Source organism: Pseudomonas lactucae (assembly GCF_036688725.1).
Lineage (GTDB): Bacteria > Pseudomonadota > Gammaproteobacteria > Pseudomonadales > Pseudomonadaceae > Aquipseudomonas > Aquipseudomonas lactucae.
Genome location: NZ_JAQQPT010000025.1, coordinates 60,262 through 75,295 on the forward strand (window position 1 = coordinate 60,262; position 15,034 = coordinate 75,295).

General features: G+C 60.4%; 17 protein-coding genes. 7 read left to right on the top strand and 10 right to left on the bottom strand.

Annotated elements, in window-relative coordinates:
* Positions 1-10 precede the first annotated feature (10 nt).
* The 7 genes from V6M90_RS25200 to V6M90_RS25230 form a co-directional block, all read right to left on the bottom strand.
* Positions 11-457, bottom strand: a complete 447-nt coding sequence (locus V6M90_RS25200; RefSeq protein ID WP_305427785.1) for a DUF6484 domain-containing protein — start codon at positions 455-457, stop codon at positions 11-13.
* A 17-nt stretch (positions 458-474) separates the two neighbouring features.
* Complete coding sequence (locus V6M90_RS25205; RefSeq protein WP_141064794.1) at positions 475-2,652, bottom strand: type VI secretion system Vgr family protein; 2,178 nt, start codon at positions 2,650-2,652, stop codon at positions 475-477.
* A 158-nt stretch (positions 2,653-2,810) separates the two neighbouring features.
* Positions 2,811-3,107 carry a DUF1244 domain-containing protein gene (locus tag V6M90_RS25210; RefSeq protein ID WP_003176030.1) on the bottom strand — a complete coding sequence of 99 codons (297 nt, stop codon included), beginning with the start codon at positions 3,105-3,107 and terminating at the stop codon, positions 2,811-2,813.
* Between the two features lie 15 nt (positions 3,108-3,122).
* Positions 3,123-3,494, bottom strand: a complete 372-nt coding sequence (gene folX / locus V6M90_RS25215) for a dihydroneopterin triphosphate 2'-epimerase (RefSeq protein ID WP_003176029.1) — start codon at positions 3,492-3,494, stop codon at positions 3,123-3,125.
* 2 nt (positions 3,495-3,496) lie between these two features.
* The gene (folE, locus tag V6M90_RS25220) at positions 3,497-4,057 is read right to left on the bottom strand and encodes a GTP cyclohydrolase I FolE (protein WP_003176028.1); all 561 of its coding nucleotides are present in this window, start codon (positions 4,055-4,057) and stop codon (positions 3,497-3,499) included.
* A gap of 20 nt (positions 4,058-4,077) precedes the next feature.
* Positions 4,078-4,788 carry a dihydromonapterin reductase gene (gene folM / locus V6M90_RS25225; protein WP_141064795.1) on the bottom strand — a complete coding sequence of 237 codons (711 nt, stop codon included), beginning with the start codon at positions 4,786-4,788 and terminating at the stop codon, positions 4,078-4,080.
* A gap of 57 nt (positions 4,789-4,845) precedes the next feature.
* Positions 4,846-5,406 carry an antibiotic biosynthesis monooxygenase gene (locus tag V6M90_RS25230; RefSeq protein WP_141064796.1) on the bottom strand — a complete coding sequence of 187 codons (561 nt, stop codon included), beginning with the start codon at positions 5,404-5,406 and terminating at the stop codon, positions 4,846-4,848.
* A 226-nt stretch (positions 5,407-5,632) separates the two neighbouring features.
* Here V6M90_RS25230 and V6M90_RS25235 point away from each other — a divergent pair, with 226 nt between their 5' ends.
* Positions 5,633-6,592: a MerR family transcriptional regulator gene (locus tag V6M90_RS25235; RefSeq protein ID WP_050784889.1), complete on the top strand. Its 960-nt coding sequence runs from the start codon at positions 5,633-5,635 to the stop codon at positions 6,590-6,592.
* 3 nt (positions 6,593-6,595) lie between these two features.
* Here the strand turns inward: V6M90_RS25235 and V6M90_RS25240 are convergent, their stop codons facing one another.
* Both V6M90_RS25240 and V6M90_RS25245 read right to left on the bottom strand, forming a co-directional pair.
* A complete protein-coding gene (locus V6M90_RS25240; RefSeq protein ID WP_003176024.1) occupies positions 6,596-7,201 on the bottom strand; it encodes a hypothetical protein in 606 nt (201 codons plus the stop codon).
* Positions 7,202-7,258: 57 nt separating this feature from the next.
* Positions 7,259-7,726 carry a PAS domain S-box protein gene (locus V6M90_RS25245; RefSeq protein ID WP_003176023.1) on the bottom strand — a complete coding sequence of 156 codons (468 nt, stop codon included), beginning with the start codon at positions 7,724-7,726 and terminating at the stop codon, positions 7,259-7,261.
* 130 nt (positions 7,727-7,856) lie between these two features.
* Between V6M90_RS25245 and V6M90_RS25250 the strand changes: the two genes are divergently transcribed.
* The 4 genes from V6M90_RS25250 (at position 7,857) to V6M90_RS25265 (ending at position 11,209) form a co-directional block, all read left to right on the top strand.
* Positions 7,857-8,312 (top strand): flavodoxin, encoded by a 456-nt coding sequence (locus V6M90_RS25250; RefSeq protein WP_305427784.1) that lies wholly within the window; start codon positions 7,857-7,859, stop codon positions 8,310-8,312.
* Positions 8,313-8,494: 182 nt separating this feature from the next.
* Positions 8,495-9,277, top strand: a complete 783-nt coding sequence (locus V6M90_RS25255; RefSeq protein ID WP_003176021.1) for a class II aldolase/adducin family protein — start codon at positions 8,495-8,497, stop codon at positions 9,275-9,277.
* On the top strand, positions 9,277-10,179 hold the full coding sequence (locus tag V6M90_RS25260; protein ID WP_003176020.1) for an alpha/beta fold hydrolase: 903 nt from the start codon (positions 9,277-9,279) through the stop codon (positions 10,177-10,179). Before V6M90_RS25255 ends, V6M90_RS25260 begins: the two co-directional genes overlap by 1 nt.
* A 118-nt stretch (positions 10,180-10,297) precedes the next feature.
* Positions 10,298-11,209: an SDR family oxidoreductase gene (locus V6M90_RS25265; protein ID WP_003176019.1), complete on the top strand. Its 912-nt coding sequence runs from the start codon at positions 10,298-10,300 to the stop codon at positions 11,207-11,209.
* A 128-nt stretch (positions 11,210-11,337) separates the two neighbouring features.
* On the opposite strand, the gene V6M90_RS25270 is transcribed toward V6M90_RS25265, so the two are convergent.
* The gene (locus tag V6M90_RS25270) at positions 11,338-11,613 is read right to left on the bottom strand and encodes a hypothetical protein (protein WP_141064797.1); all 276 of its coding nucleotides are present in this window, start codon (positions 11,611-11,613) and stop codon (positions 11,338-11,340) included.
* A 79-nt stretch (positions 11,614-11,692) separates the two neighbouring features.
* On the opposite strand from V6M90_RS25270, the gene V6M90_RS25275 reads away from it, so the two are divergent.
* Both V6M90_RS25275 and V6M90_RS25280 read left to right on the top strand, forming a co-directional pair.
* Positions 11,693-13,474, top strand: coding sequence for a DUF1302 domain-containing protein (locus V6M90_RS25275; RefSeq protein ID WP_003176015.1), 1,782 nt, complete (start codon positions 11,693-11,695; stop codon positions 13,472-13,474).
* Between the two features lie 26 nt (positions 13,475-13,500).
* A complete protein-coding gene (locus V6M90_RS25280; protein WP_003176014.1) occupies positions 13,501-14,859 on the top strand; it encodes a DUF1329 domain-containing protein in 1,359 nt (452 codons plus the stop codon).
* The last annotated feature ends 175 nt before the right edge of the window (positions 14,860-15,034 follow it).

Genomic DNA, 15,034 nt, shown 5'->3' on the forward strand with positions numbered 1-15,034 from the left:
GACTACCTGCCTAGTTGATTTGCACCGAACCGCCCTTGATGCGGTTGACTCCGCTGGAGCGACTGGACAGGTAGGCGCCCTGGATAATCACTTTGCCGGCGCGGGTCAGGGTGATGCTGGCTTTGCCGCAACGCAGCACAATCTCGCGTTCTGCGCTCAACTCCAGGCACTGCTCATCCAGCCGCACGCTGGCGACGGGAGCCGGTGCGGCCTGTGCGCCAAGCAGAAGGCCGATCACCAGAGGGCGTACCGGGTCGCCATCTTCGAACATGAGCGCCACCGGGCTGCCGATATCCGCCGGGCTTAGCCGTGCGGTGCAACGAGCGACGATGCCGCTGCTGTTCGGGCAACCTGGGTAGGTGACCGTGGGCGCGCCGGCAGTCGGCAGGTCGAGCAGGGTGCCGATGACTACCCCGTCGATGCGGGCCTGGGTGGGTAGCGGGTAATGAACCGTCATATACATACCTCCATGTCCTAGTTCTGCAGGATCTTCTGCCCTTTGATCACCACGTTCTTGTTGGCCTTGAGGTTGATGGCGCCGGAACCGTCGATGATGATGTTCTTGCCGCGAATCGTGATGGAGCCGTCCTTCTTCATGGTGATGCTGGACGCGCCCGTGGTCAGGGTAATGGAGTCGCCGGCGGTGAGGGAAAAGTGCTTGCCAACGTCCAGGCTGTCGTTCTGCTTGATGCTTGTGGTTCGGTTCCGGTCGACGTCACGGGATTCGTTCTGGCCGATCTGGGTACTCTGGTTGCCGTTGATCTCGATCCCTTCGTTGCCGTTGACCGTTTCATTACGGTTGCCCGTGATGTCGATGGTCTCGTTGCCACCTACCTCTTCGGTGCGGTTGCTGACGATGGTGATCTTTTCGTTGGCACCGACCTTTTCCGTGCGGTTTGCACCGATGGTGATGGTCTCGTTGCTGCCCACGTGCTCGGTGCGATTGACACCGATGCTGATTTTCTCGTTATTACCCACATCTTCGGTACGGTTCACACCGATGGAGATGGTTTCGTTGTTGTCCACCGTTTCTGTGCGGTCGTGTTTGACGTGCACGGTTTCATCGTTATCGATGGTCTTGCTGCGGTCATGGCCGACCCAGTGGGTCTCGTCGTTCTCGACCTCGATGTCCTGGTTCTTCTCGGCGTGGATAAACAGTTGCTCCTCGCCTTTTTTGTCCTCCATGCGGATTTCATTGAAGTTGGCGGGTGAGCCGTCTTTGCTTGAGCGGCTTTTCACACCGCTCTGGGTGGCATTGGCCGGCAGCTTGTAGGGCACCGTTTGTTCGGCGTTGTAGACACGACCTGTGATGATCGGCCGATCCGGATCGCCTTCGAGGAAGCTGACGATCACTTCCTGACCGATCCGCGGGATCTGCATGGCTCCCCAGTTCTTGCCGGCCCAGGCCTGGGATACGCGAATCCAGCAAGAGCTGTTTTCGTTGGATTGGTCATGGCGGTCCCAGTGGAAGTGCACTTTGACCCGGCCATACTGGTCGGTCCAGATCTCCTCGCCACTGGGGCCAACCACCACGGCGGTCTGCGGCCCGCGGACGATGGTCGTGGGGGTCAAGGGAAGGGGGCGGAAGGCCTGGCTGGCATCCATGCAGTCCAGCTCACTGATGAACTGCTCGGCCAGTTCCAAGTGCCCGCTTTCATAGAGTTCCTGGCGGATCTGATAGCGTGCGACCACCACCAGGTATTCGCGGTTCTGGTCCTCACGGTTGTAGCCAGTCAGTCTGAATAAATGGCCGGAGCCCAGGCCGCGGGCGCAGCCGCGCAACTGCACGCGCTCGAACTGGCTATGAATGGCTTCGATGCGGGTACGCGCGTAGTGCTCGCCATCGTTACTCTGTACGTATTCACCGGGATAGTCGTAGAGCGGGTAATCGGCGTTGCTGTGGTTGCGCGGCACACTGGAGCGCACATCAAGGCTGGCACGGGGGCGCTGGAAGTCATAGTCGTTCAGCGCCAGCGAACCGGATTGCACTTCCCGCGCCAGTTGCCAATCGTAGAAATGATCGCGCTCGCGCATTTGCCGATCGGGGGGGTAGAAAGGCACCGAGGCGTAGTCTGCCGCTGTGGAATGGGCACCGTAGGCGTCGGCCAGCACCAGTACGTGGCGCGCCTTTTCATGGCGAAAGTAGTAATAGATGCCTTCCTGCTCCATCAACCGGCTGACGAAGTCGAAGCTGGTTTCGCGGTACTGCACGCAGTATTCCCACTCGTGATAGCTGCCGCTCAGGCTGTCTTCGAAGTCGGAGAAACCGAGGTCGCGAAATACCTGCTTGATGATGTCCGGCACTGTCTTGTTCTGGAAAATCCGGCAATCCGAGGTGCGTGTGAGCAGCCAGAACCAGGGCCGCAGGCTGACGCGGTAGCCCGCGAACTGGCCATGGCCGGTCAGCTGTCGGCAACTGCCGACAATGCCGTGAAAGTGGCGACGGCCACCCTCGAACAGTTCCAGGCTCAGGCCCATCGGCTTGCCCAGCAACTGGTCGAACTTGATCGCCTGATCTTCGGACGTGAGGTCCAATTCGTAGTGGAACAAACGCCCCAGCTCTTCACTGCCGGTCATGCTCTGCAGCAGCAGGACATCGCCGCCGAGGGGGCTGTCCACCTGCACCCAACGGGTGTTTTGCGTTATTGCCATAAGTTGCCTTCCAAGCTGGCTTAGCACTTAGAGTTTTAGCGTATCTGGCCGCAGAATAAAATGTTCGGTTGCGATTCAACGTCAAGGGTGGGACGAGGGTGAGGGAAACGCGCCTCAGGATCCAGCATGAACATTTCTAATTAACGCTCGGCAAGCGCCTAATCATGGGGTTTTCCTTTGGCGAACGCCGCTTGTTGCTCGGCGCTGGCTTCTTTCTGGTATTGGGCTTTCCACTCGGCGTACGGCATGCCGTACACCACTTCACGGGCGTCATCGAGGCTGACCTCGATCTGGCGTTCGTCGGCTTCGGCCTTGTACCACTTGGACAGGCAGTTGCGGCAGAAGCCGGCTAGGTTCATCAGGTCGATATTCTGCACATCCTTGCGGCTGTCCAGGTGGGCCACCAATCGGCGAAAGGCGGCGGCTTCGAGTTCGAGGCGTTGTTGGTCGTTCATAGGGCTCACTTACTATCAGCGGCTGGCGGCCAGAGTGATCGAAACCGACTCGGCAAAGCGCAGCGCGTGGGGCTTGTCCACTTCGACTTCGGCGTACAGCACCGATTCGTTGCTCATCACCAGGTCCAGCAATTCCTGGGTCAGGCGCTCCAGCAAGGCAAAGCGATTGCCTTCCACGTGGGCGATGATTGCCTTGGTGATGGTGCGGTAGTTCAGGGCATGGTCGATGTCATTGTCGCGCACGGCTTCCTGGGCGGCATACAGGATGGTCAGGTTGATCAGCACATCCTGCTTGTTGAGGATCTCGTCCTCATTGATGCCGATATAGGTGCGCAGGCACAGGTCCTTGACCCGGATGCGCGCCATGCCTGGTTGAAGTTGTGGCATTGCTACTTGCTCCGTCCAATCAGTTGCAGAAACTCCATGCGCGTGGTGTTCGACTCGCGGAAGGCGCCGAGCATCACCGAGGTGTTCATGGTTGAATTCTGTTTTTCCACACCGCGCATCATCATGCACATGTGCCTGGCCTCGATCACCACCGCTACACCGGCGGCCTGGGTCACGTCCTGGATGGCATCGGCGATTTGCCGCGTGAGGTTTTCCTGGATCTGCAGGCGTCGGGCGAACATGTCGACGATGCGCGCCAGCTTCGACAGGCCCAGCACCTTGCCGGTCGGAATATAGGCCACGTGGGCCTTGCCGATAAAGGGCAGCAGGTGGTGTTCGCACAGCGAGTACAACTCGATGTCCTTGAGAATCACCATCTCGTCATTGTCGGAAGCGAACAGTGCGCCGTTGACGATGGTTTCCAGGTTTTGCTCATAGCCATGACACAGGTATTGCATGGCCTTGGCGGCGCGTTTGGGCGTATCGAGCAGACCTTCGCGCTCCGGGTCTTCACCCAAGCCCTTGAGAATCTCACGGTAATGGTGGGGCAGGGATAAAGTCATACAACATCCTCACAAACGGCTTACTTGATATGCCGCCCGCCGTTGACGGTCAGGGTGGTACCGGTGACATAGGGGTTGTCCAGCAGGTAACGCACGCTCTGGTAGATCACCTCGGGGCCGGGCTCGATGCCCAGGGCCGACTTGGCCAGGACCTTGGCGCGGTAGGCCGCGTCGTCGTCTTCGTTGAACATCACCATCGCCGGGGCGATGCCGTTGACCTTGATTCGCGGCGCAAACTGCGCGGCAAACGAAAGCGTCAGGCTGTCGAGCCCGGCCTTGGTGGCGCAATAGGCGATGTGCTGACGACTGCCCTTGCGTACCACATCGTCGCTGATGTGCACGATGTCGGCAGGTGATGAGCGTTGCAGCAAAGGTGAACAATGCAGGTTGATCAGGTACGGCGCAAGCATGTGTACGCTGAACATGTCGGTAAACGCGCGACTTTCGTCGCCAGGCGTTTCCGCGACCCAGGCTGAGGCGTTGTGGATGATTGCACGCAGGCTTTGAGCATGGGTGTTCAGTTCAGCGATGAACGCCAGTATCCCGGCCTCGCTGGAGAGGTCCGCAAAGATGCCGACAGCGCCACGTTCGCGCAGGGCCTGCACGCCGCGGCGTTCGCTGCGGTAGCTGAAAATCACCGGCTGGCCCTCGTCCAGCAGGCGCAGGGCACAATGCAGGCCGACACGCTGGCCGGCGCCGGTGATCAGGATCGGGGCGTTCGTTGCAGTCATGGGAGGCTCGCATCGCTGGCAGGCTCGAATGATACCAGCGACGGGCCGCCCCTGTACTCACGCCGCCGCTTCGGCGGCCTTGCGTGTTGCCGGCGCGGGGTGCAGCCAGTTCGCCAGCAGATGCGTCGACAGCGGAATAAACAGGTAAACCATCAACGGCGTGAGCGCGAGGGTGCTGACCAGCACGCGAGGCACCAGGTCCAGGTGATTGAGCAACGGGCCCAGCACGAAGTTGAACAGCAGTGACACCGGGAAAAACGCCAGCCAGATCGCCACCGCCTGCTTCCAGCGTGGCGGCCTTGCGCCCACTGCACCGAACCAGCCGTCGATGCCCCGCACGCGGTGCTCGGACGGGTCGGCAAACAGCTCGCTGCCGCGGCTCAACCAGGCACTGCGGGAGGCGGAAAACTCCCAGGCATGCAAGGTCTTTTCATCGGCGAAGCGGAAAATGATCTGGAATTCATCATCATGGGGCGGCGGTGCGAGCACGCCCGAGCCCAGGTAGCCGGGAAAGTCCGTGGCCAGTTGCTCGCCTTCGCGCAGCCAGGCCATCAATTCTTCGTAGCGTCCTTTGGCGACGCGACGCGCAACCATCAGGGTGACGGGTGAGGTAGACATTATGTATCTCCAGATGTACAGATGCGCGCAACCGGGTAAGTGGCGCATGGACGAGGCTGCGGGGTGGTGCAGCGACGTTGCTCTTTTTCACAGGAGCAGACAGGCAAGAATTATTCCTTTTTTTGCGCAATACGCCAGCGGCATTGGTCCGAAATGCAACAGGCTTGAAAAAGACAGGTTTAAAGGCGTTAAATGACCCCCCAATCAGCGCTGGTTTTTGGTACCCATGCCCGTGACACATGCCACCGTTAGCAGCGATTCGCATCTGGAATCAGACGATTCCGAGCAACTGTATCCGATTCGTGAAGTCTCCAGATTGACAGGTGTAAACCCGGTCACTCTGCGTGCCTGGGAGCGACGTTATGGGCTGATTCAGCCTGTGCGCACCGAAAGCGGGCATCGTCTGTACTCCAAGACCGATATCGCGACCGTGGATCGTATCCTCGACTGGATCGAACGCGGGGTGGCGGTGAGCAAAGTGGGCAAGATTCTCGCCCGCGACGATCAGCAGGCCGAAGCGGTGCGTATCGAGCGTGACACAATCGAGCAAAACGAATGGTCGCAGTGGCGCACACGCCTTTTGAGCGCGATCACGGCGTTCGATGATCGGCAACTGGAGAGCCTCTACGGGCGGATTGTTGCCACTTACCCCCTGAGCGTTGCGTTCCAGGACATTCTCATGCCGCTCTGGAACGAGCTGCTGCGCCATCAGGGGCGTTTCGGCCAGGCCAGCGAATGGCTGTTTTTCGATGCCTTCCTGCGCGTACAGACCTTTTTGCGCCTGCACGTCGCCAGCGCATCACCGGCGCCCAGGGTTTTGTTGACGGCCATGCCGGGCGAGTGCCGCAAACTGGAACTGCTGGTGGCAGCGCTGTTGCTGAGTCGCGAAGACCTGGCCGTGAAGGTGCTGGGCATGGGCCAGCCGCTGGATGAATTGACACTGGTCTGTGAAAAGATCCGTCCCCAGGCACTGGTCATCTATTCCAACCATTCGCACAACAATGATCTGGTGGGGCGCTTGAGCCGTTTGGCATTGACCCTCGATTGCCCGGTGTTTCTGGCCGGCGCGGCGTCAGACCTGGCCCAGGCAGAGTTGGCGGGCTCTTCGATCGGCTGCCTGGGCAATGAAGGGCGCCTGATGCAGCGCCGTCTGCAACAGTTCCTCAGTGGTAGCCTGGATACCTGAGCGTCAGGCGTGCACGTGGGGATGGATCAGGCGGTGCTGATGCAGGATGAACTGGCGCAGACGCTCGGTTTCATCCGCATCGCCCTGGCTCAGGCGATAGGCGAACAGGCCCCGCGCGGTTTCCCGCTCCAGCGTCCCGCGCACCGCAATGCGTTCGTAACCGGAAGGGCTGAACCACAGGGAAAAGGTTTTCGGCGGCTTGATGCGGCCGCGAACCTCAATCAGCACACCCTTGAATGACACTTCATGTACCCACAGTGCGCTCGAGTTGCCTCTGACGTTCTCTAACGCCACGGGGGCCTCAAGCGCCAGACGCCATGGGCGAATCATCGGCCCGTCCTCGAAAATGCTCGGCACGCCCAGGCGCAGGTGCATCGCATTGAACTCATCTTCCACCAGGTGCAGAGGGAAAGTCAGTTGCTGGTTTTCGAACTGCGCCTGGATGGTGAGGTGATCGTGGGCGGCCAGGCGGGTGAGCAAGTCGCGAATCTGTACGCCGCCGTTGACGGTCAGGCTCGACGAAGCATCCCGCTGGTTCAGTTGCGGGTTGTGCTGCATGCTCTGAATGAAATCCAGCTCATCCTGGGTGAGAAGCGCGTTGCGTGGCATCACGATGGCTCAATAGGGGTATTAAAATGCCATTATCCCCTCTGGTGATTCATTTATCTAAATTTTGTTGGATCCGCTGGTCGACTTGAGCGCCGCCAGCTCAGCCTTGACTCCGGCCAGTTCCGCTTCCAGCTGTGTAACCCGTTGCTGGGCCTTGACCTGAAGCGTGACGTCCTTTTGCACACCGACGAAATACGTCTGCCTGTCGGCCGCGTTATACACCGAAGACAGCGACAGTTCGTTCCAGAAGTGGCTGCCATCCTTGCGGTAGTTGCGCAGGATTTCGCGGCAGGAACCGCCATCCTCCAAGGCTTCGCGAATCGCCATCAGGGCCGGCTGGTCGCGGTCGCCGGACTGCAGGAAGCGGCAGTCCTGATAGAGGATTTCATCCAGCGTATAGCCGGTCAGCCGTTCGAAAGCCGGGTTGACGTAAATCAGCGGCTTGTCCTTGCCTTCGCGTTCGGCGACCACAATGCCATCGTTGGAAGCGTTGACGACCATTTGCATCAGCTTGGCGTTAATCATTGAGCGTTCCGTGGCTTTTATGTGCAAAGGAGCAGTTTATGGCAACTTCGGAATCTTGCACGACGGGCCCCGAAAATATTTGCGTCGCTGTTAATATCCCAGGCTTTCACTCAACTACAGGATCAGATTGATGAAAGTCGCCATTCTTTCGGGCTCGGTGTACGGCACGGCGGAAGAAGTTGCCCGCCACGCCGCAGGCATCCTCACTCAGGCCGGTTTTGAAACCTGGCACAACCCGCGCGCCACCTTGGCCGACGTGCAGGCTTTTGCCCCGGACGCCCTCCTGGCCGTGACCTCCACCACCGGCATGGGTGAGTTGCCCGACAACCTGCAACCTCTGTATTCGACGATTCGCGATCAGTTGCCCGCCGCCTGGCGCGGCCTGCCCGGAGCGGTGATCGGCCTGGGTGACGCCAGCTACGGGGATACCTTCTGTGGCGGCGGCGAACAGATGCGCGAGCTGTTCGGCGAGTTGGGCGTGCGTGAAGTGCTACCGATGCTGCGCCTGGATGCCAGCGAAAGCGTCACCCCGGAATCCGACGCCGAGCCTTGGCTGATGGAACTGGTCACGGCCCTGCGTGGGTGACCGGACCGGCTGATGATTGACGGCGTTTCTCTGACGCCGTTTATGCAGATTTAAACTATCCTCAAGGCTGACCCGCACGGTCATCAAGCTGGCTGCGAAGGCAACTCCTTGGGCCTGGGTGTCTGACTAGACTGGGCCCACCACTCGAAAAACAATAATAAAGTGCGTCAAGGAGATTCATCGTGAGCATAGCCCCCGTTCTATCGCCACAGAATGTCAAAGACCAGGTCAGCGCTGCCGAATGGCAAACCCGTGTCGACCTGGCGGCTTGCTATCGCCTGGTGGCGATGCATGGCTGGGATGACCTGATCTTCACGCATATTTCGGCCAAGGTGCCGGGCACCGATGATTTTTTGATCAACCCCTACGGGCTGATGTTCCACGAAATCACGGCGTCGAGCCTGGTCAAGGTCGACCAGGCGGGTAACAAGTTGATGGACAGCCCTTACGAGATCAACCCGGCCGGCTACACGATCCACAGCGCCATCCACGAGGTGCGTCACGATGTGACCTGTGTGCTGCACACCCATACCGCCGCCGGTGTTGCGGTGGCCGCGCAAAAGCAGGGCGTGTTGCCGATCAGTCAGCAATCGATCTTCGTGCTGTCGAGCCTGGCCTATCATGCCTACGAAGGTGTGGCACTGAACCATGAAGAGAAGGCGCGCCTGCAGGCCGACCTGGGCGAGAATAATTTCCTGATGCTGCACAACCATGGCCTGCTGACCTGCGCCAGCACCATCGCCGACACCTTCCTGATGATGTTCACGTTCCAGCGCGCCTGCGATATCCAGGTGCTGGCGCAAAACGGCGGCGCTGAATTGATTGCCATCGGTCCGCAGATTCTGGCGGGCGCCAAAGCCATGGTGGCGGCTGTCACAAAGAGTGCTCAAGGTATGGGGGGCGCGCTGGCCTGGCCGGCGTTGCTACGCAAATTGGATGCTCAAGACCCTGGGTATAGAAGCTGATGCCACTCGCCGAGATCCCGCTCAGAGCCTGGCGCAAACGCGGCCAGAGTTTCGACTTTCGCGGCCGCACCATCCGTTATTGGGTGGCGGGGCAGGGTGAGCCGCTGCTGCTGATCCATGGCTTTCCCACCGCCAGTTGGGACTGGCATTACCTGTGGCAACCGTTGGCTCAGCATCACCTGGTCATCGCCTGCGACATGCTCGGTTTTGGCGATTCGGCCAAGCCGCTGGACCATGGCTATTGCCTGCTGGAGCAGGCGGATTTGCAACAAGCCCTGCTCGAACACCTGCGGGTCGAGCAGCCGGTGCATGTGCTGGCCCATGACTACGGCGACAGCGTCGCCCAGGAACTGTTGGCTCGTCACTATGAGGGCCGGTTCCAGATGGCCAGTGGTGTGTTTCTCAACGGTGGGTTGTTCCCTGAAACCCATCGCCCGGCGCTGGTACAAAAGCTCTTGCTCAGCCCGCTGGGCTGGATGATCGGGCGTGCCTTTGGGCGCAATGCCCTGGCGAACAGCTTCAACGAGATTTTTGGTCCCGATACCCGCCCCAGCGAAAGCGCTCTGGATGATTTCTGGAGCCTGATCGAGTGCAACGACGGCACGCGCATCCTGCATAAGTTGATTGCCTATATTCCCCAGCGCCGGCGTCTGCGTGACCGGTGGGTGGCGGCGATGCAGCAGGACGAAGTGCCGCTGCGCGTCATCGCGGGTGAGGTCGACCCGATTTCCGGTGCGCATACGGTCGAGCGATACCATCACCTGGTGCCCGATGCTGATACGGTGCTGCTGGCCAATATCGGTCACTATCCGCAGATCGAGGCGCCGGTACACGTGCTCAAGCACTACCTGGCATTTCGTGATCGCATCCGCAAGGTTGAGTCGCGCATGGCTTATTCCTGAGCCGCAGGATCATCCCCCAGCCTTATCGAGCACCATTCAGCTCTGGTCGACTTTATTGTGACCGGCGGCTGCGTGCCTGACACTCGACCCATTCCCATCGTCGCCATTGGAGTTCGGTATGAGTGAGTCAGTGCAGTTCCAGGATAAGGTCGTGATCGTCACCGGTGCCGGCGGCGGATTGGGCCGGGCCCATGCGCTGCTGTTCGCCAGGTACGGGGCCAAGGTGCTGGTCAACGATCTCGGTGGTTCTACCCAGGGCGAAGGCGCCAATGCGTCGGCGGCTGATCGGGTAGTGGCTGAGATCCGCGCGGCGGGCGGTATCGCTGAGGCTAACCATGACTCTGTCACCGAGGGTGACAAGATCGTACAGCACGCCCTCGACGTGTTTGGTCGCATCGACGTAGTGGTCAACAATGCCGGCATCCTGCGCGACAAAACCTTCCACAAAATGGATGACGCTGACTGGGACCTGGTTTACCGAGTGCACGTCGAAGGCGCTTACAAAGTCACCCGCGCCGCCTGGCCCCATCTGCGTGAGCAAGGCTATGGCCGCGTGATTTTCACCGCGTCCACCTCGGGTATCTATGGCAACTTCGGGCAGTCCAACTACGGCATGGCCAAGCTTGGCCTGTATGGTCTGACACGTACCCTGGCGCTGGAAGGGCGCAAGAACAACATCCTGGTCAACGCCATCGCGCCTACCGGCGGCACGCGCATGACCGAAGGCCTGATCCCGCCGCAGGTCTTCGAGCGTCTCAAGCCGGAGCTGGTCAGCCCGCTGGTGGTGTACCTGGGCAGCGAGGCGTGCCAGGAAACTTCGGGTCTGTTTGAAGTGGGCGGCGGTTGGATCGGCAAGACCCGCTGGGAGCGCAGCCTGGGCGTGGGCTTTGATCCCGAGGCCGGCTTTTCGCCCGACGAAGTGGCGGCACACTGGCAGCAGATCTGTGACTTCGACGGCGCGGCTCATCCCAAGGACAACATTGAAGCGTTGAAGGAGATGATGGCCAACTTGCAGAAATACAGCCTGTGATCGTTGCTTGAACACCATTGAATCTAACGGGGCGCTGAAGGCGCCCCGTTTTATTTTTGGCATAAAAAAGGCCGCTGCAAACGCAGCGGCCGAAGTAAGACGTTGGATCAAGGAGCGACAAATCAACGTCAGTGAACAGCGGTAACAGATTGAAAAAAAGCATCAATCCATTTGAGTCTGGCTTTTCTTCCGGTGTCGAAAGCGGGCGGTTTGCCCTGAAAGCCCGGCCAGAATAGTCGCTTGTCAGCGAATGAGTAATAGCCGTTCGGGACAAGGACTGTTACTGAAACGGCAACAGTCGTGGGCGGCGCCATCCATTCCCCTGATAACCCGCTATCCAGCCGATGCATGTCATCGCCCAGACCCAGGCCAGAGCGCCCGGTAATCCTTTCGAGCGACAGCACGAATCCCTCCTTGGTGCGCTTATCGCTCCCGGTGCGCGGCAGTAGGGTGAAGCCTTCTGTCACTCACCGGGGAAGACGCATGACAAAAACAACAATGCGCGCCATCTTCACGCCACAGGCGCTGGCCGCTGCGGTTGCGTTGGGTTGCTGTGCCCAGGCACAGGCTGTTTCGTTCAACATTGGCGAGATCGAAGGGCAATTCGACTCCTCGCTGTCGGTGGGCGCGAGTTGGGGCATGCGCGATGCCGACAAGAGCCTGGTCGGCACCGTCAACGGCGGCACGGGGCAGGCGTCCACCGGGGATGACGGGCGTCTGAACTTCAAGAAGGGCGAGACCTTCTCCAAGATCTTCAAGGGCCTGCACGACCTGGAGCTGAAGTACGGCGACACCGGTGTGTTCGTACGCGGCAAGTACTGGTACGACTTCGAACTCAAGGACGAGGACCGCGAGTTCAAGCAGATCAGCGACCACAATCGCAAGGAAGGCGCCAAGTCCAGCGGTGCGCAGATCCTCGATGCCTTCGTCTACCACAACTACTCCCTCGGCGATCTGCCGGGCACCGTGCGCGCCGGCAAGCAGGTGGTCAGCTGGGGCGAAAGTACCTTCATCGGCAACTCCATCAACAGCATCAACCCGATCGACGTGTCGGCGTTCCGTCGGCCAGGCGCCGAGATCAAGGAAGGCCTGATCCCGGTGAACATGCTGTTCGCCTCCCAGAGCCTGACCAACCAATTGACCGTGGAAGGCTTCTACCAGCTGGAATGGGACCAGACCGTACTGGACAACTGCGGCACCTTCTTCGGCGGTGACGTGGCGGCAGATGGCTGCACCGGCAACTACACGGTGGGCAGCCCGGGGATTGCGCCGCTGCAACCGATTGCCGCCGCCCGTGGTCAAGGCTTCGTGGTGACCCGCGAAGGCGTGGTGGTGCAGCGTGCCGGCGACCGTGATGCACGGGATTCCGGCCAGTTCGGCGCCGCCTTGCGCTGGCTGGGTGACGACACCGAATACGGCCTGTACTTCATGAACTACCACAGCCGTACTCCGACCGTGGGCACCATTACCGCCAATACCAACCTGGCGACCATCGGCGCGATCAGTGCGGCCACCCCGGCGGCCTTCCGTGGCGCCCTGGCCCAGAGCACCATGCTTGGTCGTGGCCAGTACTATCTGGATTACCCGGAAGACATCCGCCTGTTCGGTGCGAGCTTCTCCACCACCTTGCCCACCGGCACCGCGTGGACCGGCGAGATCAGCTACCGGCCCAACGCCCCGGTACAACTCAACACCACCGACCTGACCCTGGCACTGGTCAACCCGATCGCCAACCAAACGGCCTCGCCCATCCGCAGCAATTTCGGCAGCGACAACAAAGGCTATCGCCGCAAGGAAATCACCCAGATCCAAAGCTCCATGACCCAGTTCTTCGACCAGGTGCTGGGCGCCGAACGCCTGACACTGGTGGGCGAAGCGGCCGTGGTGCACGTGGCCGGCCTGGAAGACAAATCCAAACTGCGTTACGGCCGCGACTCGGTGTACGGCGCTTATGGCTTCGAGGGGGACACCGACGGTTTCGTCACCTCCACCTCCTGGGGCTACCGTGCGCGGGCAATCCTCGACTACAACAACGCGATCGCCGGGGTGAACCTCAAGCCCAACCTGTCCTGGTCCCATGACGTGGCCGGCTACGGCCCCAACGGTCTGTTCAACAAAGGCGCCAAGGCCATCAGCGTCGGCGTGGATGCGGATTACCGCAGCACTTATACCGCCAGCCTCAGCTACACCGACTTCTTTGGCGGCGACTACAACACCCTGACCGACCGTGACTTCCTCGCCCTCAGCTTCGGCGTGAACTTCTGATTTGGCTTAAAGAAGGACAAGAACCTATGCGTAAGACAATTGCAGTGCTGGCCCTGAGTCTGTTGGCCGCCCACGTGATGGCGGCGGTGTCGCCGGAAGAAGCCGCCAAGCTGGGCACCACCCTCACGCCGGTCGGTGCCGAAAAGGCCGGCAACGCCGACGGCTCGATCCCGGCCTGGACCGGCGGCATCCCCAAAAACGCCGGCGCGGTGGACAGCAAAGGCTTCCTGGCCGACCCGTTCGCCAGTGAAAAACCGTTGTTCGTGATCACCGCCGCCACCGTCGACAAGTACAAGGACAAACTCTCCGACGGCCAGGTGGCGATGTTCAAGCGCTACCCCGAGACCTACAAGATCCCGGTGTACCCAAGCCATCGCACGGTCAACCTGCCGGCGGATATCTACGAGTCGATCAAGCGCAGCGCGCTGAACGTCAAGGCAATCAACGACGGTAACGGCCTGGAGAACTTCACCGGCAACCGTTACTACGCGTTCCCGATTCCGAAGAACGGCGTGGAGGTGCTGTGGAACCACATCACCCGTTACCACGGCGGCAATCTGCGCCGCATCATCACCCAGGCCACCCCGCAGACCAACGGCAGCTACACGCCGATCCGCTTCGAAGAAGAAGTGGCCGTGCCGCAAGCGATCCCGGATATCGACCCGGCCAAGGCCGCCAACGTGCTGAGCTATTTCAAGCAATCGGTCACCGCCCCGGCGCGCCTGGCGGGTAACGTGCTGTTGGTGCATGAAACCCTCGATCAGGTGAAAGAGCCGCGCCTGGCCTGGATCTACAACGCCGGCCAGCGCCGCGTGCGGCGGGCGCCGCAAGTGTCCTACGACGGCCCGGGCACCGCATCCGACGGCCTGCGCACCACTGACAACTTCGACATGTTCTCCGGCGCCCCCGACCGCTATGACTGGAAGCTGGTGGGCAAAAAAGAGATGTACATCCCCTACAACAGCTACAAGCTCGACTCGCCGACGCTCAAGTACGACGACATCATCAAGGCCGGCCACATCAACCAGGACCTGACCCGCTACGAGTTGCACCGAGTGTGGGAAGTGGTCGGCACGGTCAAGCCCAGCGAGCGGCATATCTACGCCAAGCGGCACATGTACATCGACGAAGACAGCTGGCAAGTCGCGCTGGTGGATCACTACGACGGCCGTGGTCAGCTGTGGCGGGTTGCCGAAGGCCATGCGCAGTTCTACTACGATCACCAGGTACCGGCCTACACCGTCGAAACCCTGTATGACCTGATCGCCGGGCGCTACATCGCGCTGGGCATGAAGAACGAGGAGAAGAGCAGCTTCGTGTTCGGCTTCGCGGCCAAGGCGGCGGACTACACCCCGGCGGCCTTGAGGGCTGAAGGCGTACGCTGAGCCCAACCTGAAATGTGCCATCCACTGTGAAATGCAATCCACTGTGGGAGGGAGCAAGCCCCCTCCCACATTGGGTTGTGTGTACATTCGGTTTTGTGCATGGCCCTCAATCACCCCGCTGAATACTTCTTCAACAACCGCCCACCACAGGACTAGGGTACGCATCAGGTTGCAT